The following is a 22,658-nucleotide window of genomic DNA, read 5'->3' as shown; positions in this document are numbered from 1 at the left end:
CGCATCATTTAAAAAGAGAACAATGGAATTTACAGGAAAAATCATCGCTATACTCCAGCCCAGAGGCGGAGTTTCTAGGTCAGGTAACGAATGGAAATCACAAGAATATGTGATTGAAGATCATGGCCAATATCCGCGTAAAATGTGTTTTGACGTTTTTGGAGCGGACAAAATCGAACAGTTTAATATTCAGATGGGCGAAGAGTTGACAGTATCTTTTGATGTAGACGCACGCCAATGGCAAGACCGTTGGTTCAATAGTATTCGTGCATGGAAAGTAGAGCGTGTAAGCACTGCCGCACCCACACCGGGCGCTCCCGTTCCGCCGCCGGCTCCCACTGCTGCACCGGAATTCCTCGCAGGAGATGCAAAGGATGACCTGCCATTCTAAGAATAATGTCATAATTCACCACAGATTGCACAAATTAACGCAGATTGCCTTAGAATTAATAAAGAACTTCAAATGTGCTAATCTGTGTAATTCTGTGGTGAATGCGTATTTTGACTTCCCTTGTGCTTATTATCTCTCAACACTCTATAGTATATCTGACTAATCACCCTTTATAAAGCAATACTATATTCGGATAAACCACTCCTTCTGTACAAGTGAACTGTATTGCAAGCATGAAGTTACGAAAGAAGTTGGATTGGCGGAAGAAAAAGTTCGGTATCAGACGTACATACGTTTCCGGCTGACTCAGCATCATCTCCATATCCGCCATCATCACAAAATTATATATGGGTGAAAGACTGCCTATACCCTCTTCGTACATCGGCGTTCCGTCTAGCACATCTCCACTCTCCACCGCCTCAATATAGGCCGAAAGGCTCAGTGCATCGGGAGCCAGCAACAGGCTACCCCGATAGAAGCAGGCAAAGGTATAAAGGGCAGACTCTGTGATACCCGTCAACTGGGTGAGCAGCGTATTACGGGGCAGCACATATTTAAGGAATCTCCTTGCTTTGGGATACAACGAATTATTTGAAACCACCTTCGGCATAAACGGAGCATCCTCTTCCTTGGGAGTACTGTAAAGCAGAGACTGCAAGCCACGTTCTGCCGCCAACTCATCCTTGAGAGGAATACACATCACGGCGCAAGGCAGCTTATACAACATGTCTTTCGGCTGGAACAAGCAAGACATCACACTTTCGCCCGCATGCTCATTCAAGTAAGCAATCCACTCTTCGTCGCGCTGCTTGATATAATTTGAATAGGTGGCCTTAGCATACTCCTGACTAGCAGTGAAACCAAACCAGGTATTTCTGTCAGACATTGCCCATCGATTGTAAAAGAAAGTGGAAGACGGAAGCAGAGCCCTGGAAAATCCGTCCTCCACCGGCTGTTGCACCCGCAAGGCATTGATAAACGTCTGTGTGGAATCCGCCCCATGGCTGATACCAGAGCAATAGATGGCATCTTCGTTGAACTTCATGTCAAACTCTGCCCAACTGCCCAGTCGCGTCTGCGAACGAATACCGTCCGTAGGTTTCCCCATATCAACTCCTTTCATACGTACATAGACTGTGGCAGCCACATTGTTGTGCTTCCCCGCATGCATAACACGGAAAGAGGAGAGGTGCATCAGGGACTTTTTGCTCCGCCGCACATCAATCACATGCTCTATCAAACGCTTCTGAAAACTTACAACCAGAAAATCGGGAGTGAAGTAGGCAGCCAGGAAACGACCGTCTGCCATAGGATAGATACGTATCTCCTCTCCCTTATAATCGAAATACTTGGAAGGAAACGAGCTGGAGCAGTATTTCCCCACAAAAGACTCTACCAACTCATAATCACCTGAACCCAAACTGCAATACAACACTTGGTTCATTGGTGTATCCGGCTCGTGAAAGCTAATCAGCATCTTGTTCATCTGTTTACTCAGTCCATGCGGAGTATCCTCCACCAAAGTATACAAATACTTCTTCAAGTAAACGAAAAGCTCCGATACATATAGAAAATGATTGTCTTTGCTGCAATTCAGTTCATTGATATCTTTCACGAAATCTGCCATACGGTCGGTTTCGAGTATGGCTATGGCATCTTGCGGCACCAAAGTATAAAGATTGAAATCCTGCTGTTTCTCCACTGAATTCAACCGCAGGAAAGAATACACGCCAAAACCGGCACATAGCAGTACTATGGACACAACGACAGCTATCTGTATGAGGAGTCGGAGTTTCATGGCATTTATTCGTCAACTTTTGGCAAAAATAACATTTTCCACTAATAAAGCAAAACAAATGTTTCAAAAAGTTTAGAAATCTATTTCAAGTCCATCGTAGGCAAAGTGTACATGAGGTGGTAGCTGCTTTTCGATGTCGGCATGAAGCCCTGCATGATGGCTCATATGGATAAAATAGGTTTCTTTAGCGCCAATGCGTCCAGCTGCCTTCAACGCCTCCGAAATATTCTGGTGTGTAGGATGCGGTTCTGGTCGTAAAGCATTAATTACCAAAACGTCCAAGTCCTTCAATTGTTCATAAGATTCCTCAGGCATCGTGTGCATATCCGTGATATATCCCACACGACCACCAATACGGTAACCCAGAATGGGAAGCCTGCCGTGCATCACCCGTAGGGGCAACACCTCCGTCCGATTGATGTGGAACGCTTGCCCCGCTTCCACTTCCTGCAAATAGATACGCGGAATTCCCGGATATACTTTATCTACAAAACAGTAAGGCATCCTTGCCCGTAGATGGGCAATAGTGTAGGCATTGGAATAAATAGGGATATCAGCAAAACGGCCGAACGGGCGCAAATCATCCAGACCGCCCACATGATCATAATGTTCGTGTGTCACAAGTACACCGTCTATCTTCTCAAAAGAAGAAGCACTCAACATCTGTTCCCTGAAGTCAGGGCCACAGTCTATCAATATTACCGCATCATCTGTATGCAGCAAGGATGATGCACGCAAGCGGTTGTCCCGCGGGTCAGTAGAAGTGCAGACTGGACAAGTACAACCTATCTCAGGCACACCTGTCGAAGTTCCACTTCCTAAGATTCTGAGTCTCCCCATTATCAACTATCATTAAATCAAACAAACTTCCGGGTAAATGTCAATGCCGAATTTCTCGCGGACAGAAGCCCGCACGGCATCCGAAAGAGCAACAATATCCGCTCCCGTAGCACCACCCAAATTCACCAGTACCAATGCCTGCCGGTCGTGCACTGCAGCAGGCCCAAGCGCTTTGCCTTTCCAATTACACCGGTCTATCATCCAGGCAGCCGGTACCTTTACCCAGCCGGCATCCACATCATAGTGAGGCATATCCGGATATTCCTGCTGCAAAGACTCGAACTGCTGACGCGGCACAATAGGATTCATAAAAAAACTACCCGCATTGCCCAGCACCTTCGGATCAGGCAACTTGATTTGACGGATGTCTATAATCACACGGCGCAAAGTTTCCAAATTCAGCACCGGATATTTCTCCAGTTCCTCCCGGATAGTACCATAATCCAATGTATAATGTTCACGTTTACTTAGACAGAAGTTCACATAAGTCACAAACACAGTCTTCATCTCCGGTTGCTTAAACAAGCTCTTTCTGTAGGAGTAGCTGCATTCGTCCACCCCGTAGATACGCTTCTCCCCTGCTATGTTTATGGTTTCCACGGAAGTTATCAAGTCTTTTACTTCCACGCCATAGGCACCAATATTCTGTACTGCGCTTGCCCCTACCTCACCTGGTATCAGCGAAAGGTTCTCAACACCATACCAATGTCGCTCCACACAGTAAGCCACAAAATCGTCCCATATCACACCGGCACCCACACGCACCGACACGCATTCCTCATCCTCCGAAGTCACTTCCAAACCACCAATGCATGAATGCAGCACTGTACCTTCATAATCCTTGATAAAAAGCAGATTGCTCCCTCCACCAATATGTAGCCAAGGCGCAATAACATGTCCTGCCGCAATCAATTCCCGCAGTTCATCCTCCGAACTGTATTCCAACAATCTTGCAGCAGTAACATCAATTCCAAATGTATTGGGTATCTTCTTCAAGCCCTCTCTCCTTATTTTAAATGCTTGTGTCTTCATACTTGTACAGCTCCCATCCCTTAGTCCGTTTGCGAAAATAAAAGATATTGGAGTATCCGTTTCCTATACCATTCACCTTCAATATTTTGGTATCTGACAAATCCTCATTCTTCTGTCCATAATTGATATTAGACAATCTGTCGGTAGGCATTATCGGACGGAAAGCGTACCACTGATCTACATCCAAGGTAGTTTCTAAGATAGAGAACTCATCATCAGGATCTATGGTGATGAATTGTAGCGGATGGCTGATATGCTTGCTCTGATATACACTGTCCGTCACAAAATGGGTATAGAATTCCACGAAGTCTTCATTTTCATCTTTCTCCATCTCGCGCAAATTGATGGCCTCAAGCATCCACATTCCCCGCTTCTTCTCAAAATAATAACGCTTCATCACACGCGTTTTCAAGAAAATCCACTCCACTTGTACCGATGTCAGAGTAGTATCGCCCACCATGTCCATATCCTCTTCCTTATCAAAAAGCAAAGTGTAATAGTTCTGCTTAGCAAAAAGATAATCGTGCTTCCAAAAGTTTTCCTCTATTTTCGACGGAGTATCACGATTATAATAGGGTAAAGGAAATACTGTCCTCTGCTTTTGAAGAACATCATCCGAAGCATAATTGAAGACAAAGTCATCAAACAGCTCGTCTGCTTCCATTGGCTTCAGTTCTTCCTCCACTTCTGCTTCCTGCAGCGTATCGGCCTTGTGACCGACCGAATCTACCATTTCCGTAATGGTAACAAAGGGATTCATTTTCGCCTTTTTGTTTCCGCACGAAACCAAAAAGGCGAATAACAAGAATCCCAATAAAAGTTTTTTCATTCGTTGCAGACCACTTACGATCACTTGTTTAATTTAGCCTTCAACTTCTCAAGCATATCTACAGTCATGGATTCCAAATCATACTGCGGCATCCAGTCCCATTCCTCGCGTGCACAAGAATCATCCAAAGAATCGGGCCAACTGTCAGCAATAGCCTGCTTCAACGGATCAATCTCGTATACCATTTCAAAACCGGGCACATGCTTCTTAATTTCCTGATAAATCTGCTCCGGGTCAAAACTCATGGAAGCGATGTTGAAGGCGTTACGGTGCTTCAGCCTTGCTGGTGCAGCTTCCATCAGCGAGATGGCTGCATTCAGCGCATCGGGCATATACATCATATCCATATAGGTACCAGCCTTCACCGGACATACGAATTTATCTCCCTTCACAGCAGAGTAGAAAATATCTACTGCATAATCTGTAGTGCCGCCACCCGGAGGAGTCACGTTCGAAATGATTCCCGGAAAACGTACCGAGCGTGTATCTACACCATATTTTGTATAGTAATAGTCACTCAACAATTCAGTCGTCACTTTTGTCACGCCATACATAGTACGCGGACGCTGAATAGTGTCCTGCGGTGTCTTCACGTGAGGTGTAGCTTCACCGAACGAACCGATGGAACTCGGGGTAAACACTGCACAATTGTACTCGCGCGCTACTTCCAGCACATTCCACAATCCGTCGATACCGATTTTCCAAGCCATAGCCGGACGGCTTTCGGCAACTACCGATAGCAAAGCTGCCAAATTGTAGATTGTATCAATCTTAAACTGACGCACCACCACCTCGATTGACTGACGGTCTGTCACGTCGGCAATGGCCGAAGGACCAGATGCTTTCAATTCTCCCTTGGGCATAGCACTCGGAATGTATCCGGCTACAACATGATCGTCTCCATAACGTTTACGCAACTCCAGCGTGAGTTCCGATCCAATCTGCCCAGTAGCTCCAATTACCAAAATATTCTTCATAACGAGTTATTTATAAGGTTTTGTTATTATAAATGCTGCAAATATACAAACTTTTTTTTCATATTTCTGCCATATTGTTATTGTTTATTCCAAGAAAATGATGTTCTTTGTAGAAAAAATGTATTACCTAAAAAATAAAATGCTATGTACGGTAAAATGAAAGACCATCTCAGCAAAACTCTTGCTGAAATAAAAGAAGCCGGACTCTACAAGGAGGAACGACTGATTGAGAATGCACAACAAGCTGCTATCACCGTAAAAGGCAAAGAAGTGTTAAACTTCTGTGCCAACAATTACTTGGGACTGTCCAACCACCCGCGGCTGATTGCCGCCGCTCAGAAAATTATGGAACGCCGTGGATACGGCATGTCATCCGTACGCTTCATCTGCGGAACGCAGGACATCCATAAGGAACTGGAAGCAGCCATCTCCGACTACTTCAAAACTGAAGACACCATTCTTTATGCCGCTTGTTTCGACGCCAATGGTGGTGTGTTCGAGCCCCTCTTCACCGAAGAAGACGCCATCATCTCGGACTCCCTGAACCATGCTTCCATCATTGACGGCGTGCGTCTCTGCAAAGCCAAACGCTATCGCTATGCCAATGCCGATATGGCCGACCTGGAAAGATGCCTGCAAGAAGCCCAGGCACAGCGTTTCCGCATCGTTGTTACAGACGGAGTATTCTCCATGGACGGCAACGTTGCTCCGATGGACCGGATTTGTGACCTTGCCGAGAAATATGACGCACTAGTCATGGTGGATGAATCACACTCTGCCGGTGTGGTAGGCCCCACTGGACATGGTGTGAGTGAGCAATACGGCACCTATGGACGTGTAGACATTTATACTGGTACTTTGGGCAAAGCTTTTGGCGGTGCTTTGGGCGGATTCACTACCGGACGCAAGGAAATTATTGATTTATTGCGCCAACGTAGCCGTCCGTATCTCTTCTCCAACTCATTGGCTCCGGGTATTATCGGTGCCAGCCTCGAAGTATTCAAAATGCTGAAAGAGAACAATACACTTCATAATAAACTAGTAGAAAACGTGAATTATTTCCGCGACAAGATGACCGCTGCCGGTTTTGACATCAAACCGACACAAAGTGCCATCTGTGCCGTCATGCTATATGATGCCAAACTTTCCCAAATTTATGCTGCCCGCATGCAGGAAGAAGGCATCTACGTCACCGGCTTCTACTATCCCGTAGTTCCCAAAGACCAGGCACGCATCCGCGTACAAATCTCTGCCGGACATGAAAAGGAACATCTGGACAAATGTATTGCTGCATTTATTAAGGTAGGGAAAGAGCTCGGAATACTGAAATGAGTTATTTATTGATGTTTTTTGTATGTTGCAAGCAAATAACTCATAACTAAACAAAAAATCCCGCGACTAATCAGTCGCGGGATTTTTTTGTCATTTCTTATTTGCGTTCTCCCAACTTCACATCAACAAAGAAGATTCCGTTAGTACCAGCTTTCTTCATCATATCCACAATGCCAGCAGCAGTAGCTTCTTCTTCTACCTGCTCACGTACGAATCCCCAAAGGAAGTCTTGTGTAGCCTTATCTTTTTCTGCAGCAGCGACATCCACCAATGTATCAATCATCTTTGAAACACGGCATTCGTGTTCATAAACCTGCTCGAACACTTCCAACGGAGTACCAAAATCATTGGGAACAACATCAATCTTATCCAATTTAGCCTTACCGCCACGCTTGATAATATAAGAAGCCATTTCGCAAGCATGAGCTTTTTCTTCAGAAGCTTGTTTCTTCAACCAGCAAGCCATACCATTGTAACCTTCTTTTTCCATATAGAAAGACATTGCCAAATAAAGGTTGGAAGACCACATTTCGGCTGTAATCTGCTCATTAATTGCATTCTGTAATTTTTCTGTAATCATAATCGTATTTATTTAAATTGAAATCATTACAAAAATAACAAGAAACCTTAAAAGTTGTTCACGCAATAACATTTTTTATATAAAAACAGTACACATAGTATAGGATAAATATCTCATCAACTATGACACACGCCTTTAACCTATCTATACCAATTCGTCCGAAGTATACCCTTGAGGTAGCTCGCGGCAATTATAACCCGAAGCCATAATCTCACCATAAGCACCTGCCGAACGGAGGGCAATAAAGTCACCACGTTTCACACCATTCAAATCAATGGCCTTGCCGAATACATCGGAAGACTCGCAGATAGGACCTACCACATCATAAGTCTGGACTGGTGCATCTGAAGTAATATTCTCTATCTTATGAAACGCTTGGTAAAGTGCCGGACGAATCAAATCCGTCATGCCTGCATCCAAGATAGCAAACTGCTTATTGGTACCCTGCTTTACATAAAGCACCTGCGAAATCAATGAACCGCACTGTCCCACTACCGCACGTCCCAGTTCGAAATGGAGCGTCTGGTGAGGACGAAGTTTTAGATGGCTGTTATAAGTCTCGAAATAACTTTTAAAATCAGGTATCGACTGACGGTTAGGGTGACCGTAATCAATGCCCAATCCTCCCCCTACATTCACATGCTCAATACGGATATGACGGGCTTCCAGCTTATCCTGCAACTCATTGATGCGGTTACACAAAGCTACGAAATCTCCCATATCCAATATTTGGGAACCAATATGAAAGTGTAACCCAATGAATCTCAAGTTTTTCATATCATGCGCCATATCTATCACGTGATTCATATCCTGCATGCTGATACCGAACTTATTCTCGGCTAACCCAGTGGTAATATTAGCATGAGTATGGGCACCTACATTGGGATTGATACGAAAAGCTACGTTAGCTATCTTGCCTTTGGCAGCAGCCAGCTCATTAATAATCTCCAATTCGGGAACAGATTCCACATTAAAGCAAAAAATGTCATAATCCAATCCCAGATTAATTTCCCAATCAGCCTTACCGACCCCGGCAAAAACAATCTTATCGGTAGGAAAACCAGCCTTAATGGCCGCACGGATTTCACCGCCGCTTACGCAGTCGGCACCCAAACAGTTCTCGCGGACAATAGCAAGCACCTTGGGATTGGCATTAGCCTTCACTGCGTAATGCACTGAATAATTACCATACTTCGCCACTTCCGTACGAATATGAGAAAGCGTATCACGCAAAACCTTTGTATCGTAGTAATAGAAGGGAGTACGCAATTCGCGGAATTTATTGATGGGGAATGTTCCTTTCATAACTTTTATAATCCTTGTTCAGTTAAAAAAAGCGCATTTATCAACAAAGTAAAAGCGCTTTGGTTTATGCGGTTCTCTTATTATTGTTCTTCTCCGTTGAACAACGCATTGCTGAGTGACTGCAACGCTACTTTCTTGTCGCACTCTCGGATAAGGAAAGAAATATTATAGTTACTGCCACCAAAAGAAATCATACGTACTGGTATGTCGCGCATGGCATCCAACGCTTTAGCTTCGAAACCGACATTCTCCCATTCGAGGTCACCTACTACACAGACGATGCACATATCCTTGTCCACTGTCACTGTGCCATACTTCTTCAAGTCATCCAGAATTTCATTGAGATGCTTCACATTGTCAATAGATACAGACACACCCACTTCTGAGGTACAAATCATATCAATGGAAGTCTGGTAGCTTTCGAATATCTCAAAAACCTTACGCAGAAATCCGTGAGCAAGCAACATCCGGCTGGATTTTATCTTGATGGCTGTAATATTATCCTTGGCAGCCACCGCCTTAATCTTACCCTTCTCTGTATCGTTGGAAATCAGCGTACCCGGAGCAGTAGGGTCCATTGTATTGAGCAGGCGGACAGGAATATTAGCATACTTGGCAGGCTGAATGCAAGTAGGGTGCAAAATCTTAGCACCAAAGTACGCCAACTCTGCGGCCTCTTCGAAGTGCAAATGACGTACTGGTGCAGTCTTGTCCACAATACGTGGGTCGTTGTTATGCATGCCGTCTATATCCGTCCAAATCTCGATTTCGGAAGCGTCAATGGCAGCACCAATCAGTGAAGCCGTATAGTCGCTTCCACCACGCTGCAGATTATCTATCTCGCCGTAGGCGTTGCGACAGATATAACCCTGAGTGATGTAAATCTCAGCATCCGAGTACAGTTCCAGCTGAATCTGGAGTTTGTCCTTGATATAGACCGGATCGGGTTCGGCATTCTTATCCGTACGCATATATTCTAAAGCCGGAAGCAACACAGACTTCACACCACATTCCTGCAGATAGTAGTTCATCATGGCGGTGGAAATCAACTCGCCCTCAGCCAACACCACTTTCTCCTCAAACAGAGTAAAAAGGTCTTTGGTATAAGAACGGATATAGTCAAAATGAGATTTGATGAGTTCCAAGCCTTTCTGTTTATACTCCGGAGTAGCAAAGAGTTCATCAATGTGCTGGCGATATTTACTCTCCAGCTTGTTGATAATCTCATTGGCACCTTCCGGATTCTTCTTGTACAGATAATCCGAAATCTCAACCAATGTGTTTGTGGTACCCGACATGGCAGAGAGAACCACAATCTTACGTTCACCATCGGTAATCAATTTAGCCACTTCCTTCATTCGCTGAGCCGAACCTACTGAAGTACCTCCAAACTTTAAAACTTTCATTTTCGTTCCTGTATTAATTAGTTTATAGTTACAAGCAACGAGCTACAAGTCAATAGCTGCGGAGCTTTATCATTAATTTATGTTCTTTATAAAAACCAGTAGTCAGAAAAACTACTTAACTACTAATCATTAGTTATTGCAGGGGCGTATTCTGCTGTAACATCAGTCATCAGATGGTCTGCGCATCGGTACACCCTGCCGGGAAACTCACGCAACAATTGCAGATTGTGCGTGGTCATCACCACCAATGCACCGGCCTCACTGATGCCGTGCAGAAGTTCTGCAATGGAATGTCCGGTTTCCGAATCAAGGTTTCCGGTAGGTTCATCCGCAAGGATTATCTTCGGAGAGTTGAGCACTGCGCGCGCAATCACAATGCGCTGCTGCTCACCGCCCGAAAGTTCATTGGGCAACTTATATCCCTTGTTGCTCATCCCCACCAAGTTCAATACCTCTTCAATTTTATCCCTAATCTCTCCTTTACTCTTCCAACCGGTGGCACGAAGAACAAATTCAAGGTTGTCGTACACCGTACGGTCTGTCAGCAACTGAAAATCCTGAAATATGATTCCCAGCTTGCGGCGCAACTGCGGGATGTGCTTACGCTTAATATGGAGCATGTCATACCCTAAAACCCCAGCCTCGCCCGATGCAATATCCAGTTCGCCATAGAAAGTCTTGAGCAGGCTCGTCTTACCGGAGCCCACTTTACCAACCAAGTACACAAACTCCCCTTTGTGAAGTTCCAAATTCACATCGTTCAGTACGCACAACTCCTGCTGGTGTATCTCTACGTCCTTATATTTTATCAGCGCTTCACTCACCCCTTGTTCAATTTTTAATTATTAATTATCAGTGCTTCTTCCACGTCGCACTGTGACGTTCCTCCAATTCACGCACAAGATCTTCAATACGGTATCCTTTGAACGTAAGCAATACGATGAGGTGATACAACAAATCGGCTCCTTCATAAATCAGACGTTCACCTGTACCGTTGCAAGCCTCAATGACTGTTTCCACAGCTTCCTCACCCACCTTCTGTGCCATTTTGTTTACACCGGACTGAAAAAGGCTGGTAGTATAGGAACCTTCAGGCATCTCGTCATAACGCTTGCTAATGAAATCTTGAAGCAACTTCAGGAACATTACGGGCTGTTCGTTCTTCTCCCCCCAACAGGTATCCGTACCGATATGGCAAACCGGTCCCATGGGATGTACCTGAATCAGCAAAGTGTCCCGGTCACAGTCTTCCTTCATGGAAACCACATTCAAGAAGTTTCCACTCTCCTCGCCTTTTGTCCAAAGGCGGTTCTTGGTACGACTGAAAAAAGTTACCGTTCCGGTTTCTACCGTCTTCTCATAGGCTTCCTTGTTCATGAAACCAAGCATCAGCACCTTAGCGGTATCTGCATCTTGTATAATTGCCGGAACAAGTCCGTTCATCTTATCAAAATCCAACATTATTGTAAGTTATAAGTTATTATCTTCTCATCGCAATTCCTTGGGCACAAAGATACGATTTTAATTCGGGAATTTTAATTTCTCCGAAGTGAAAAACACTGGCTGCCAAGGCAGCATCCGCTTTCCCCTTCAAAAAAACATCACGGAAATGCTCTTTGGCACCTGCTCCTCCCGATGCTATGATAGGGATAGACAATCCGTCGGCAAGACTGGAAAGCGCTTCATTGGCATAACCGGTCTTGACCCCGTCATGATTCATGCTGGTGAACAAAATCTCGCCTGCACCACGTTCCTGAGCCTCTTTTGTCCATACGAACAACTCCTTATCCGTTTCCACACGACCACCGTTCAAGTAGCACCGCCATCCTTTATCTGTCTGTTTAGCATCGACAGCCAACACACACACCTGCGAACCGAAATTCTTTGCAATCTCGTTTATCAGTTCGGGACGACGGATTGCAGAGGAGTTGATAGAGATTTTATCGGCACCCGCATTCAGCAGCCTATCTACGTCGCCCAATTCATGGATGCCTCCGCCTACAGTAAAAGGAATACTGATATTCGCAGCAATACGCTTCACCAATTCGGTGAAAGTCTTACGGCCTTCAAAGCTGGCAGTGATGTCAAGAAACACCAATTCGTCAGCGCCCTGCTCACTATAAGCACGCGCCAGTTCTACCGGATCGCCCGCTTGACGGAGATTCACAAAATTAGTACCTTTCACGGTCTGCCCATCCTTAATGTCGAGGCAAGAAATGATTCTTTTTGCTAACACGGCAGTTCAAGTTATGAGTTATTATTATTGCCAATTATCAATTATCCAGTATCAATCAACAAAGCTTTCCAGTTCCTTGAAAGTAATGCGACCTTCGTACAGAGCCTTACCGAAAACGACAGCAGGTATACCCACGGCTTCCAACTGACGGATGTCATCGGCACAGCCCACCCCTCCGCTAGCTATCAAGTAGAGTTCGGGATATTGTTCCAATATATCCTTATACAGCGCCAACGATGGTCCTTGCAACATTCCATCGCAACTAATATCGGTACAGATAACTTTGCGGACACCTTCCTCCACATAGTATTTTAGGAACGGAAACAGTTCGCAGCCACTCTCGTCTTTCCAACCGTTGACAGCAATCTTAGACTCTTTCACATCAGCACCAAGAATAATCTTTTCAGAACCATACATCCGCAGCCACTTGCAGAACAATTCGGGGTTCTTCACAGCAATGCTGCCACCGGTCACCATCTGTGCACCGCTTTCAAAAGCTATCACCAAATCTTCGTCACTCTTCACCCCACCTCCAAAATCTATAATAAGAGATGTGCGCACAGCAATCTGCTCCAACATACGGTAGTTTACCACGTGATGGGAAGCCGCACCGTCCAAATCGACTACATGAAGTCTGCGGATGCCATGAGCCTCCAACTCCAGAGCTACTTCTACTGGATTTTCGTTGTACACCTTTTTACTGTCATAATCACCTTGGGAAAGACGCACACACTTTCCGTCAATAATATCAATAGCGGGAATCAGTTCTATCATTTTATTTACAATTTGACGGTTTACAGTTCCAAAAAATTTCTCAAGATACACTCTCCCACACTTCCACTCTTTTCGGGATGGAACTGTGTGGCGTAATAATTGTCCTTATGCAAAGCAGCACTGAATGGATGAATGTAATCCGTCACGGCTGCCGTACAATCATTAACAGGCACATAGAAACTATGTACGAAATAAACAAACTCTTCTTTAGCAAACCCTTTAAAAAGTCCGCTATTGGTCTGAGCAATGGTATTCCATCCCATATGAGGCACTTTATCCTCGTGCCTCTGCGAAATGAAACGCTTTACGTCAGCATCAAAGACACCCAAGCAGTCCACATCTCCCTCTTCAGAGTGGCGGCACATCAACTGCATGCCCAGACAGATACCCAACACCGGCTGACGCAACTCCTTTATCAGTTTATCCATACCACCAGCGCGCAAAAAGCCCATAGTAGTTTCCGCCTCTCCCACACCGGGGAATATAACCTTATCGGCAGCACGCAGCACAGCCTCATCTGCCGTAATCACCGCCTCTACTCCCAAGCGTTTCAAAGCATAATCCACCGAACGGATATTACCCGCATTATATTTGATAACTGCAACCTTCATCCCTGCAATTGAATTGATAATGAAGAACTGATAATAAATAACAAAGAATTTTCTTTTATCAATTATTCATTAATTTAATATTACTGTTTTATTCTTATATGCCAACACCTTGCGTTCAATATGCTTCTGAACGGCACGGGAAAGCACTATCTTTTCCAAATCCTTGCCTTTGTTCACCAAATCCTGTACAGTGTCCTTATGCGTAATGTGCACCACATCCTGCTCTATGATAGGGCCGGCATCCAACTCCGTGGTAACATAGTGGCTGGTGGCTCCAATAATCTTCACTCCACGTTCAAATGCAGCATGATAAGGTTTCGCTCCCACAAATGCCGGAAGGAAAGAGTGATGAATGTTGATTATCCGGTTGGGATAAGCATTTATCATTCGTTCTGAAATGACCTGCATGTAGCGTGCCAGCACTATAAAAGTGATTTTATGCTTTGCCAGCAACTCCATTTCCTTCTTCTCTTGCTCCTCCTTTGTCTCTTTGGTGATGGGGAAAAGATGGAAAGGAAAGATAGCCATACGCGGTTTTGTATCGGAGAAATAGAGTCGGAAATTCATCTCATACTTCTGTGCATACAAAGTGGCGAAATAATCCTCAATCTTTTCCTGAGGCACCAGAAAATCCATCAATTCCCATTCGATACGCATGAAAAAGATATTCTTTACATGGTCTACATACTGATCCAAATAGATAATATTACCTTTGTTCACCGTTATAAAGTCTGTTACTTCTGCCAATATACCTGGTTTGTCAGGACAGTGCAGCAACAGTTTGGCTATTTTCATCATCCTAAAATGTTTTTCACTTTTCAAATTACAGCATTCTCATTTTGAGTTCGCAAAAATAACTATTTATTGCAAAACAACGAACTTTTCGAGCAATAAGTTTAAAAGAAGCCTCAAAATGTTTCGTTTTCTCCAAGAATGGTTTTCTTATCAAAGATAAAACGGGGTACAAGCACATTTCTAAACAGATGTTAAACTCAGTTTTTCTTATTTACATAACCCCCTAATTGTTAGCACTTAAAACAATTCACAACATAAACCTTTTAAAAAAAAATCATCACAGCTATTGCAGATATAAAAAAAATGCCTACCTTTGCAACCGCAATCGAGAGAGATAGCAACTAAGAAATGAAATAATGGTGCGTTAGTTCAGTTGGTTAGAATACATGCCTGTCACGCATGGGGTCACGGGTTCGAGTCCCGTACGCACCGCGAAGAGAAAGAAAACCTCCGAGATATTGAATCTCGGAGGTTTTCTTTTTTCTACTACTCCCCCTTTTACTCCCCCGGCCTTTTATTCCCCCCATTTGACTCTTTGACTATCCATGATACCTACACTTGGCTCCATGTTTTGACCGCGTTTCACACGCACATGCCACGTAATTTCTCTAATAGCAAATCAAGGCAGCACACAGCATATGGCACGGTTACCAAATCATTACCTCAAAATTGGGTAATTCTCCCAAAGTCCTTTGTATAAGTCACTAACAGAAGTTCTCAAGAATTACCGGAAACCCGGATATCTTCACTATCTTTATTACGGATTATATAACCTTAGTTACTGTCTTTATATCTGGCTGCGTGACTTCATTTCCAGATACTTGTTTATCACATCCACAGAAAGATTCTCCGGTGTAGTCAGCAAAGAATAAATGCCATGCTGCTTCAAAGTGGAAACAATCAGCCGCTTCTCAAATACAAATTTCTCGGCAATGACATGACGGTAATAACCTTCTGTATCTTTTGCAGGCATGGCAATGTACTCTTTCAAATCAGCATCTTCAAAGAAGACAACAAGCAAACGGTGCTGTCGGTTCAACTGCTGCAGATAAGCCAGTTGGCGGTTCAGGCTTCTGATACCAGAGAAATTGGTGTACAACACCAAAAGGCTCCGTTTGCAAACACGCTTGTTCAAGTGTACACACAATGAAGAAAAGTCGGTTTCTCCAAAAGTCGTCTGCTGACTGTAAAGATTCTCAAGCAACATCTGCATTTGACCAGGCTGCCGGGAAGCGGGAGCAAACGTATCAAAATGCTCGTTGAACGTCACCAGTCCGACTTTATCCTCCTTCCGCATGACAACGTACGATAGGACAAGGGAAGCATTGATTGCATAGTCAAGCAAAGTCATTCCGCAAAATGCCTGCTGCATAACCCGCCCCTTATCTATCACATTATAGATTTGCTGGGAACGTTCGTCTTGATAGACATTGACCATAAGTTCGTGCCGCCGGGCACTCGCTTTCCAGTTTATCGTGCGGTAATCATCCCCTTTCACATACTCCTTTATCTGTTCGAACTCCGTATGATGCCCCACCCTACGGATGCGCTTTATACCCAGCTCGGTCAGATTGTCACTGATGGCCAGCAGCTCATACCGATGGAGCATCAGATAGGACGGATATACCTTAACATCCTGAGGAACACCGCAAGTATATCTGCGGGAAAGCAGTCCCATCCTGCTTTCCACAAACACCTGAATCCGTCCGAAAGAGTAAATCCCCCGCTGCGTGGGACGCAGATGATACATAATCGTCCTGCCCTCACTCGCCTGAAGCCTCATCCGGAAATCAACATTTCGCAATTGAAATACAAAAGGAATCTCATCCACCACTTCCACAGTCACCGGATACGGATAACTGCTCTCCACACGTATATTCACACCGTTCTCATCTCCGTTTGAGAAACGGATAGCACATTGGCGGAATGCCCGAATGCCATGAACGTGATAGAGCATAGCCCCATCCACCAGCATCAACAAGGCCAAAACAAACAATGCCCACTGCCCGATTGCAAAGAGCGGAGCAAAGACATACCCGATACCCATCAGCAGGATAATCAGCACAAGAACCATATAGAAGCGGCGGCCCAGTCTCATTTCGGAACTTCCACTTTATCAATCAGACGTTGCGTCACCTTTACCGACGAATAACCTTCCATCTCGGCTTCTGCCGTCAATATCAGGCGGTGCTGAAGCACATATGGAGCAATAAACTTGATATCCTCCGGTGTCACGAAATCGCGTCCTTGCAATAGTGCATACGCCTTCGAAGCCTGCATCATTGCCACGGACGCACGCGGAGAGGCTCCTAAATACACAGCCTTGCTGGTACGCGTCTGCTGCACAATCAACGCGATGTACTGAAGCAGTGTACGGTCTACAAACACACGCTCCATCAGTCTGCGCAATGACAGCAGTTCTTCCTTTGTAAGAACGGGCGCCAGACTGTCCAGCTTCACCAGCGAAGCATTCGTGTGGTGGCGCTCCAGAATATCCACCTCCTCCTCCAATGAAGGGTATCCCATAGTTATCTTCATCAGAAAACGATCCAATTGCGCTTCGGGCAACTTATAAGTCCCCTCCTGCTCCACCGGATTCTGGGTTGCCAGAATCGTATAGAGTTCTCCCATCTGATGCGTGGTACCGTCAATGCTGACCTGCCGTTCTTCCATGACCTCAAACAAGGCTGCCTGCGTCTTGGCTGGAGCACGGTTTATCTCATCCACCAGCACGATGTCGGCAAACACCGGTCCTTGATGGAAGTCAAAGTCATTGGTTTTCATGTTGAAGACCGTAGTACCCAGCACGTCACTCGGCATCAAGTCCGGAGTGAACTGAATACGGCTGAAGTCCGCCTCAATCAAGCGTGCCACCAGACGGGCAAGCAGTGTCTTTGCCACTCCCGGCACTCCTTCCAGCAACACATGACCGTTTGCCAGGACAGCCGTCAGCACCAGATCCACCGTCTGTTCCTGCCCCACTATGACCATAGTAATCCAATCCTTCAACACTTGTATCTTCTCGGAAAAGAGAGTCAAGTCCACTCGTTTTTCTGTGTTCACCTCCATAAATATCTTCTTTATATATGATTGATTATTTCATTCATTTTATCGACAAGCCGTTTCATCTCCTTCTCGGAAATGCTGCGCCCTCCGTACACCACCGGCCTTACCTCACAGATGAATGCGGCAATTTCCCCCGCCTCCATACCCGTCTTCCGGGCAATCCTGCCGAAAGAGCGCTCATCCTCTGCCACTTCCCTCACATCCACCTGTATTTCTCTCCTCAGTTCCTCCGTAAAATAGAAAAACTTCTTGCGGACCAAGTCTGCATGGTCTTTCTTCTGATAATAAAGGGTGCCTATCAACTCTACAAACTCCAAAGATTTATTCTCCGGTTCGCGGATAACGGGAATGGCACGCTGCTTTCTGCGGGCTGTAAATATCATAAAGAGCAAGATGGAAGCCATACTCAGGTACAATGCCCAGCGAAGCGGCGGCTGCGAAAGAAAATAGCGAAAAGGAGACATCTGTACCTGGGCTGTTTCTTTCATGTAGCTTTCGGTTCGGACAATGGGAAATCCACCCATTGGGGATAATATACGAAAAAGATAAGCCACATTTTTCCCATCCAGTACCCCATAGTTCGTAAAAAGCAGGGGAGTGGAAACCAGCATAACCTCCCCCTTTCCCCAAGAAACCGACATGGCAACCGGATGGGACACTCCCCCAACAATAGTTTTTTTCGCCCATATTTCACAAGAAATGGAATCTGCAAAGAAATGGGACTGGCAAAGCTGGGGGTAGAAACAAAATACCTGACGAGGATAGATTGCTGAGTCCCCCACCCAATACAAACTGTCTTTTGAACGTAATGCAATGGCATCCTTCTTCAACGCTAATGGATTAAAAGAGGAATATCCACACTCAAATCCCAACGTATCTTTCAAGATACGGCTGAAAGAACTTCCTACCAGCGTAATCCGGTCTCCCCGTTCCGCCATCTTCAGCATTGCCTCCACATCCACATTCGTCAGATGCAGGTTGTCGGTGATAACCAGTATTCCACGACGGAGTGCCGTATCTTCCTGTTCCAACTCATAAAAGGTCTTTCTCGACAATGAATATCCCTTCGGCAATGATGAAGACAGCAGGCTGTCGAACACGGCGCAACCGAACGGCTGTTTATCATAATGGCTGAATGTAGGGTTCCAAACAAACTTCTTCGGCAGACGGCACTCTATCGCAAACATCAGTACCAGAAAAGCAATGATACCGGCTATAAACCAATGGTTTCCTTTCATGCCGTCTCTCCTTTCTCTACCTCTTTCTGTAAATTCTGCATGATACGGAACAATGCTTCGGTCGCCTCAAAATTTCCATAACGCACCTGCAAGAAGTGATGGGTCATTTGGCGGAAAGCAGGCAGGCGGACTTCATAGATGTATTGCGTAGGCGTTTTATACAACTGCCAGTCTATACGTTTCCCATCACTAAGCCGTTTCAATGTCTGCAGATAAAGCAGACGCACAGCCTCCCGATAATCCTTCCGGGCAAGCACTCCAGTGATTTCTTTCGCAAAATCCACTCCATAGATGGTATCCTCCCCCACCGTATAGGGCGAGGCATTCTTGCGCGAACGCATGAACAGTTCCGGACGCTTCTTATATACAAACCAGATGACCAGCATCAAGATAAGGACTGCAATGCATATCAACACAACCTCCGAATATTCTTCTACGAACGTATTGCCAAATATCTTGTCCAGCAGCCTGCCGAACCACTTTCCAATCCACTCAAGCACATTGATTTCAGGAGCCATCAACTCACGGCTGTAAGCAAACGCCGGGTCGGACTGCCAAACGGCAATCTGTGCAGTATCATAAACCAGTGTATCAGCCGGAGCCATATTCATAGTCTGCTATCAGAGTTTGTCAAAATTGTCAATATCATTCTCCACCATCACATAATCTATCTTTTCCGAAGCATGACCGTATTGATAGGCCAGCCCCAGCAATGAGAAAATCATGGACAGATAGACTCCGAATGCCTGGACTACCGCCAACAGATAAAGCATAAAGTTATAACCTACCGAGACAGTGGCGCCACCACCCGTATCGGTCATCACAAAAATATATTTCACAATAGTCCCGATATACCACGGAATCATAGTCACTCCCTGCAAGATGAGGGCAATGAATCCCATAACAATAGAAATCAACACAATACCTCCCCAAGTAGCAAATCCCAGACGATAGGCTTTCTTCAAAGCATCCATGATATGAATATCTTCAAACAGATAAACAGGAGCCCAAATAGCAAGCGGCACAGACACCACAATAACAAGCAAAACAAACAGGGACACAAGTATCATAACCGGGATGATGGTAACCAGAAAACCGGCAACACCCCCCACAAACAACACTAAAAGCACACCCACAATCGCTATCAGGAACAACCTTCTGACGTTACGGAACAACAAGGGCTTCAGCATCCCTAACGTCACTCCCTCCAAGCGTTCTTCCCGTTCATTGTAAGTACGGACCAAAGCGTAGACCAGAGAGGTCAGCATTACAGTCCCCAACAGATAGAGAACGGCATACAGACTATAATAAGTCACCAACATCATGACGGACGACCCGGCAACAGAAGAGTCGAACGAGCCTCCGGTCATATCACCCCAAGCCATTGCACCGCTCATCAGTCCGTTCAGGCTCAGCCCTTGAAGCAGACAAAGCGGCAAAATCAGATAGGTGGTAAACTTCATTAACAGCTTACTGTTCTCTTTGATAAAATCAAAGGCAGCGGTCAATTTCTCTCCAAAAGAGCGTTGTGCATACAGTGCGATTTTAGGTTTCTGCGCTTCCATGTTTCTTTCTGTCTGGTAAATAAATATAGTAAAAAAGAATAAACGACAAAGAGAGCAGGATAAAACCGAGCCTCAGGATATCCGGAAGTCCGGTATGGCGGGTGATAAAGCCTTCTATAAATCCTGCCATGACGAATACGGGAATCGTACCCACCACTATTTTCAATCCTTTCTTGGCTCCTCGCTTGAAAGATTCCAGCCTTGAATAGGTTCCGGGAAAGAGCCATCCGTTGCCCAGGGCAAGACCGGCGGCACCGGCTACAATAATTGCCCAGATTTCAAGTGTCCCGTGCAGCCAAATGGCAAGAGAGGACTCCCAAAGCAAGCCATGCTGATAAAAAAAGGTTTGGAAAGCCCCTAACATGATGCCATTGTTAAGGAGCATGTATCCAGTACCAAAACTGGTCAGCAGCCCCATGGCAAAGCAGTTGAAGGAGACCATGATATTGTTCAGCGTGATACCCAGAAACATAGGAAGCTCGGAGGAGCCGTTATATACAGCCATGGGTTCGCCATTGGCGATGTTGTTCAAAGTCATATCCACATAAGAATTTCCTAAAACCAAACGCACAAAATCGGGGTCTCCGGTAGCGGATACCACTCCTATCAATGCGCTAACCGCAAATATAATGAAGGAAACCAACAGCTCACGGCGTGCATCGCGCATAGCCAAAGGTACTTCACGAGTCCAGTAGGTGACAATTCTTGACCATTTCTCGCGCTTATTTCTATAAATGCGGTTGTGCAACGCTGAAGCGAGATTGTTCAGATAGATAGTAATGCGGGAAGCGGGGAAATGCGTTTGGGCAAAAGCCAAGTCTGCCGTAAGCTCCATATATGCGTCGGCAAGCTCATCGGGAGACAGACTGTCTGCCTGCTCCACTATTTTTTCTGCTTGTTTCCATTTTTCGATGTTCCACCGGATAAACGTCACTTCTTTCATACTCCATTTTCATACTCCATGACTATCTCAGAGAAGTTTTGTCTGAAATTGGTAACAAAAATAAGAGAATAATGATATATTTGCAATGAAATACTGAAAATGTTTTATTAGGAATGGCAGAATCTACAATTATCACCGGACAGTTTGTCCGCATCAGTCAAACGCCTGCCAGTATCGGTGAGCGACTCATTGCACTGGTTATAGACTATATTCTGCTTGGAATCTATGTATTTTCTACTTTTGACTTGTTCTCACGAATTCACCTGCCTTCTGATTTCGCGATGCTTTTCTTCCTCGCTATCGTCTACCTGCCGGTCTTGTTTTACGCATTTCTTTGCGAAATGTTCAATCAGGGACAAAGTTTCGGTAAGCGGATAATGAACATCCGTGTCGTAAAAGCGGACGGCTCCACGCCCAGCATAGGCTCATACCTGCTCCGATGGTTTCTCTTCCCTATCGACGGACCGATGACCGGTGGCTTGGGACTTCTGGTCGTCCTTTTGACAAAAAACAGCCAGCGAATGGGAGACCTTGCCGCTGGCACCATGGTAATCAAAGAAAAGAATTACCGCAAGATACACGTCAGTCTCGATGAGTTCGACTACCTGACCAAAGACTACCGGCCTACCTATCCACAAGTTTCCGACTTATCATTGGAGCAAATCAACGTCATTACCCGGACCCTGCAATCGGGTAAAAAGGACCGTACACGCCGCATTGCTTCCCTTGCTAGAAAAGTGCAGGAACTTCTCTCCATCACCCCTCATGACAGTAGTCCGGAAAACTTTCTTCAAACCGTTCTCCGGGACTATCAATATTATGCCTTGGAAGAAATTTAATACAGACTTCCAGCCAAACTTCGTTATAATGGATGGTGAACATACATTAAAGGCCTGCAATGTATCATACACACTCTTTTCGTTCTTAATGAATTCGTATT

At 45.2% G+C, this 22,658-nt stretch carries 23 protein-coding genes and 1 tRNA gene; 4 read left to right on the top strand and 20 right to left on the bottom strand.

The window, feature by feature from the left end; translation table 11 throughout:
* Nucleotides 1-22: 22 nt before the first annotated feature.
* On the top strand, nucleotides 23-391 hold the full coding sequence (locus M1B78_RS02185; protein WP_136009318.1) for a DUF3127 domain-containing protein: 369 nt from the start codon (nucleotides 23-25) through the stop codon (nucleotides 389-391).
* Nucleotides 392-554: 163 nt separating this feature from the next.
* On the opposite strand, the gene M1B78_RS02180 is transcribed toward M1B78_RS02185, so the two are convergent.
* The 5 genes from M1B78_RS02180 to M1B78_RS02160 form a co-directional block, all read right to left on the bottom strand.
* Entirely contained in the window at nucleotides 555-2,189 is a 1,635-nt protein-coding gene (locus M1B78_RS02180) for a DUF3352 domain-containing protein (RefSeq protein ID WP_257939770.1), read from the bottom strand.
* A 72-nt stretch (nucleotides 2,190-2,261) separates the two neighbouring features.
* A complete protein-coding gene (locus tag M1B78_RS02175) occupies nucleotides 2,262-3,029 on the bottom strand; it encodes an MBL fold metallo-hydrolase (protein WP_136009503.1) in 768 nt (255 codons plus the stop codon).
* 12 nt (nucleotides 3,030-3,041) lie between these two features.
* The gene (gene murB, locus M1B78_RS02170; protein ID WP_176467781.1) at nucleotides 3,042-4,061 is read right to left on the bottom strand and encodes a UDP-N-acetylmuramate dehydrogenase; all 1,020 of its coding nucleotides are present in this window, start codon (nucleotides 4,059-4,061) and stop codon (nucleotides 3,042-3,044) included.
* A complete protein-coding gene (locus M1B78_RS02165) occupies nucleotides 4,042-4,890 on the bottom strand; it encodes a DUF4348 domain-containing protein (protein ID WP_257939769.1) in 849 nt (282 codons plus the stop codon). Before M1B78_RS02165 ends, murB begins: the two co-directional genes overlap by 20 nt.
* Nucleotides 4,891-4,910: 20 nt before the next feature.
* Nucleotides 4,911-5,867, bottom strand: coding sequence for an NAD-dependent epimerase/dehydratase family protein (locus tag M1B78_RS02160; RefSeq protein ID WP_136009501.1), 957 nt, complete (start codon nucleotides 5,865-5,867; stop codon nucleotides 4,911-4,913).
* Nucleotides 5,868-6,011: 144 nt separating this feature from the next.
* Between M1B78_RS02160 and kbl the strand changes: the two genes are divergently transcribed.
* The gene (gene kbl, locus M1B78_RS02155; RefSeq protein WP_257939768.1) at nucleotides 6,012-7,199 is read left to right on the top strand and encodes a glycine C-acetyltransferase; all 1,188 of its coding nucleotides are present in this window, start codon (nucleotides 6,012-6,014) and stop codon (nucleotides 7,197-7,199) included.
* Nucleotides 7,200-7,296: 97 nt separating this feature from the next.
* Here kbl and M1B78_RS02150 read toward each other — a convergent pair whose 3' ends face one another.
* From M1B78_RS02150 to M1B78_RS02110, 9 genes are all read right to left on the bottom strand, one after another.
* Nucleotides 7,297-7,779 carry a ferritin gene (locus M1B78_RS02150; RefSeq protein WP_136009499.1) on the bottom strand — a complete coding sequence of 161 codons (483 nt, stop codon included), beginning with the start codon at nucleotides 7,777-7,779 and terminating at the stop codon, nucleotides 7,297-7,299.
* Nucleotides 7,780-7,923: 144 nt separating this feature from the next.
* Nucleotides 7,924-9,084: a diaminopimelate decarboxylase gene (lysA, locus tag M1B78_RS02145; protein WP_257939767.1), complete on the bottom strand. Its 1,161-nt coding sequence runs from the start codon at nucleotides 9,082-9,084 to the stop codon at nucleotides 7,924-7,926.
* Between the two features lie 80 nt (nucleotides 9,085-9,164).
* On the bottom strand, nucleotides 9,165-10,490 hold the full coding sequence (locus tag M1B78_RS02140) for an aspartate kinase (protein ID WP_136009497.1): 1,326 nt from the start codon (nucleotides 10,488-10,490) through the stop codon (nucleotides 9,165-9,167).
* Between the two features lie 122 nt (nucleotides 10,491-10,612).
* Nucleotides 10,613-11,314 (bottom strand): cell division ATP-binding protein FtsE, encoded by a 702-nt coding sequence (locus tag M1B78_RS02135; RefSeq protein WP_257939766.1) that lies wholly within the window; start codon nucleotides 11,312-11,314, stop codon nucleotides 10,613-10,615.
* 28 nt (nucleotides 11,315-11,342) lie between these two features.
* Nucleotides 11,343-11,954, bottom strand: coding sequence for a bifunctional phosphoribosyl-AMP cyclohydrolase/phosphoribosyl-ATP diphosphatase HisIE (gene hisIE, locus M1B78_RS02130; RefSeq protein WP_257931326.1), 612 nt, complete (start codon nucleotides 11,952-11,954; stop codon nucleotides 11,343-11,345).
* 16 nt (nucleotides 11,955-11,970) lie between these two features.
* Entirely contained in the window at nucleotides 11,971-12,726 is a 756-nt protein-coding gene (gene hisF / locus M1B78_RS02125) for an imidazole glycerol phosphate synthase subunit HisF (protein ID WP_257931256.1), read from the bottom strand.
* Between the two features lie 51 nt (nucleotides 12,727-12,777).
* Nucleotides 12,778-13,500: a 1-(5-phosphoribosyl)-5-[(5-phosphoribosylamino)methylideneamino]imidazole-4-carboxamide isomerase gene (gene hisA / locus M1B78_RS02120; RefSeq protein ID WP_257931257.1), complete on the bottom strand. Its 723-nt coding sequence runs from the start codon at nucleotides 13,498-13,500 to the stop codon at nucleotides 12,778-12,780.
* A gap of 20 nt (nucleotides 13,501-13,520) precedes the next feature.
* The gene (hisH, locus tag M1B78_RS02115; RefSeq protein WP_257931258.1) at nucleotides 13,521-14,111 is read right to left on the bottom strand and encodes an imidazole glycerol phosphate synthase subunit HisH; all 591 of its coding nucleotides are present in this window, start codon (nucleotides 14,109-14,111) and stop codon (nucleotides 13,521-13,523) included.
* Nucleotides 14,112-14,180: 69 nt separating this feature from the next.
* Nucleotides 14,181-14,909 (bottom strand): formyltetrahydrofolate deformylase, encoded by a 729-nt coding sequence (locus M1B78_RS02110; protein WP_257939765.1) that lies wholly within the window; start codon nucleotides 14,907-14,909, stop codon nucleotides 14,181-14,183.
* 355 nt (nucleotides 14,910-15,264) lie between these two features.
* Between M1B78_RS02110 and M1B78_RS02105 the strand changes: the two genes are divergently transcribed.
* A tRNA-Asp gene (locus M1B78_RS02105) sits at nucleotides 15,265-15,338 on the top strand.
* A gap of 355 nt (nucleotides 15,339-15,693) precedes the next feature.
* Here the strand turns inward: M1B78_RS02105 and M1B78_RS02100 are convergent.
* The 6 genes from M1B78_RS02100 to M1B78_RS02075 are packed head-to-tail and all read right to left on the bottom strand — an operon-like array spanning nucleotide 15,694 to nucleotide 21,718.
* Nucleotides 15,694-17,004: a DUF58 domain-containing protein gene (locus M1B78_RS02100; RefSeq protein WP_257939764.1), complete on the bottom strand. Its 1,311-nt coding sequence runs from the start codon at nucleotides 17,002-17,004 to the stop codon at nucleotides 15,694-15,696.
* A complete protein-coding gene (locus M1B78_RS02095; protein WP_257931261.1) occupies nucleotides 17,001-17,975 on the bottom strand; it encodes an AAA family ATPase in 975 nt (324 codons plus the stop codon). Before M1B78_RS02095 ends, M1B78_RS02100 begins: the two co-directional genes overlap by 4 nt.
* Before the next feature lie 11 nt (nucleotides 17,976-17,986).
* Complete coding sequence (locus M1B78_RS02090; RefSeq protein WP_257931262.1) at nucleotides 17,987-19,210, bottom strand: DUF4350 domain-containing protein; 1,224 nt, start codon at nucleotides 19,208-19,210, stop codon at nucleotides 17,987-17,989.
* Nucleotides 19,207-19,821 (bottom strand): DUF4129 domain-containing protein, encoded by a 615-nt coding sequence (locus M1B78_RS02085; protein ID WP_257931263.1) that lies wholly within the window; start codon nucleotides 19,819-19,821, stop codon nucleotides 19,207-19,209. Before M1B78_RS02085 ends, M1B78_RS02090 begins: the two co-directional genes overlap by 4 nt.
* A gap of 9 nt (nucleotides 19,822-19,830) precedes the next feature.
* Nucleotides 19,831-20,775 (bottom strand): hypothetical protein, encoded by a 945-nt coding sequence (locus tag M1B78_RS02080; protein ID WP_257939763.1) that lies wholly within the window; start codon nucleotides 20,773-20,775, stop codon nucleotides 19,831-19,833.
* Nucleotides 20,756-21,718, bottom strand: coding sequence for a stage II sporulation protein M (locus tag M1B78_RS02075; RefSeq protein WP_148356414.1), 963 nt, complete (start codon nucleotides 21,716-21,718; stop codon nucleotides 20,756-20,758). Before M1B78_RS02075 ends, M1B78_RS02080 begins: the two co-directional genes overlap by 20 nt.
* 113 nt (nucleotides 21,719-21,831) lie before the next feature.
* Between M1B78_RS02075 and M1B78_RS02070 the strand changes: the two genes are divergently transcribed.
* Nucleotides 21,832-22,557, top strand: a complete 726-nt coding sequence (locus tag M1B78_RS02070) for an RDD family protein (RefSeq protein WP_136009484.1) — start codon at nucleotides 21,832-21,834, stop codon at nucleotides 22,555-22,557.
* The last annotated feature ends 101 nt before the right edge of the window (nucleotides 22,558-22,658 follow it).

Source organism: Bacteroides muris (ex Fokt et al. 2023) (assembly GCF_024704895.1).
Classification (GTDB): Bacteria; Bacteroidota; Bacteroidia; order Bacteroidales; family Bacteroidaceae; genus Bacteroides; species Bacteroides muris.
This window is presented reverse-complemented; position numbering and strand designations above follow the sequence as displayed.

Coding starts and splice junctions, on each gene's coding strand:
- M1B78_RS02165 (WP_257939769.1), bottom strand. CDS start 4,890: ATGAAAAAACTTTTATTGGGATTCTTGTTATTCGCCTTTTTGGTTTCG.
- hisA (WP_257931257.1), bottom strand. CDS start 13,500: ATGATAGAACTGATTCCCGCTATTGATATTATTGACGGAAAGTGTGTG.
- M1B78_RS02140 (WP_136009497.1), bottom strand. CDS start 10,490: ATGAAAGTTTTAAAGTTTGGAGGTACTTCAGTAGGTTCGGCTCAGCGA.
- hisH (WP_257931258.1), bottom strand. CDS start 14,111: ATGAAGGTTGCAGTTATCAAATATAATGCGGGTAATATCCGTTCGGTG.
- M1B78_RS02160 (WP_136009501.1), bottom strand. CDS start 5,867: ATGAAGAATATTTTGGTAATTGGAGCTACTGGGCAGATTGGATCGGAA.
- lysA (WP_257939767.1), bottom strand. CDS start 9,084: ATGAAAGGAACATTCCCCATCAATAAATTCCGCGAATTGCGTACTCCC.
- M1B78_RS02090 (WP_257931262.1), bottom strand. CDS start 19,210: ATGAAAGGAAACCATTGGTTTATAGCCGGTATCATTGCTTTTCTGGTA.
- M1B78_RS02070 (WP_136009484.1), top strand. CDS start 21,832: ATGGCAGAATCTACAATTATCACCGGACAGTTTGTCCGCATCAGTCAA.
- murB (WP_176467781.1), bottom strand. CDS start 4,061: ATGAAGACACAAGCATTTAAAATAAGGAGAGAGGGCTTGAAGAAGATA.
- M1B78_RS02100 (WP_257939764.1), bottom strand. CDS start 17,004: ATGAGACTGGGCCGCCGCTTCTATATGGTTCTTGTGCTGATTATCCTG.
- kbl (WP_257939768.1), top strand. CDS start 6,012: ATGTACGGTAAAATGAAAGACCATCTCAGCAAAACTCTTGCTGAAATA.
- M1B78_RS02095 (WP_257931261.1), bottom strand. CDS start 17,975: ATGGAGGTGAACACAGAAAAACGAGTGGACTTGACTCTCTTTTCCGAG.
- M1B78_RS02175 (WP_136009503.1), bottom strand. CDS start 3,029: ATGGGGAGACTCAGAATCTTAGGAAGTGGAACTTCGACAGGTGTGCCT.
- M1B78_RS02180 (WP_257939770.1), bottom strand. CDS start 2,189: ATGAAACTCCGACTCCTCATACAGATAGCTGTCGTTGTGTCCATAGTA.
- M1B78_RS02150 (WP_136009499.1), bottom strand. CDS start 7,779: ATGATTACAGAAAAATTACAGAATGCAATTAATGAGCAGATTACAGCC.
- M1B78_RS02080 (WP_257939763.1), bottom strand. CDS start 20,775: ATGGAAGCGCAGAAACCTAAAATCGCACTGTATGCACAACGCTCTTTT.
- M1B78_RS02110 (WP_257939765.1), bottom strand. CDS start 14,909: ATGATGAAAATAGCCAAACTGTTGCTGCACTGTCCTGACAAACCAGGT.
- M1B78_RS02085 (WP_257931263.1), bottom strand. CDS start 19,821: ATGAATATGGCTCCGGCTGATACACTGGTTTATGATACTGCACAGATT.
- M1B78_RS02075 (WP_148356414.1), bottom strand. CDS start 21,718: ATGAAAGAAGTGACGTTTATCCGGTGGAACATCGAAAAATGGAAACAA.
- M1B78_RS02185 (WP_136009318.1), top strand. CDS start 23: ATGGAATTTACAGGAAAAATCATCGCTATACTCCAGCCCAGAGGCGGA.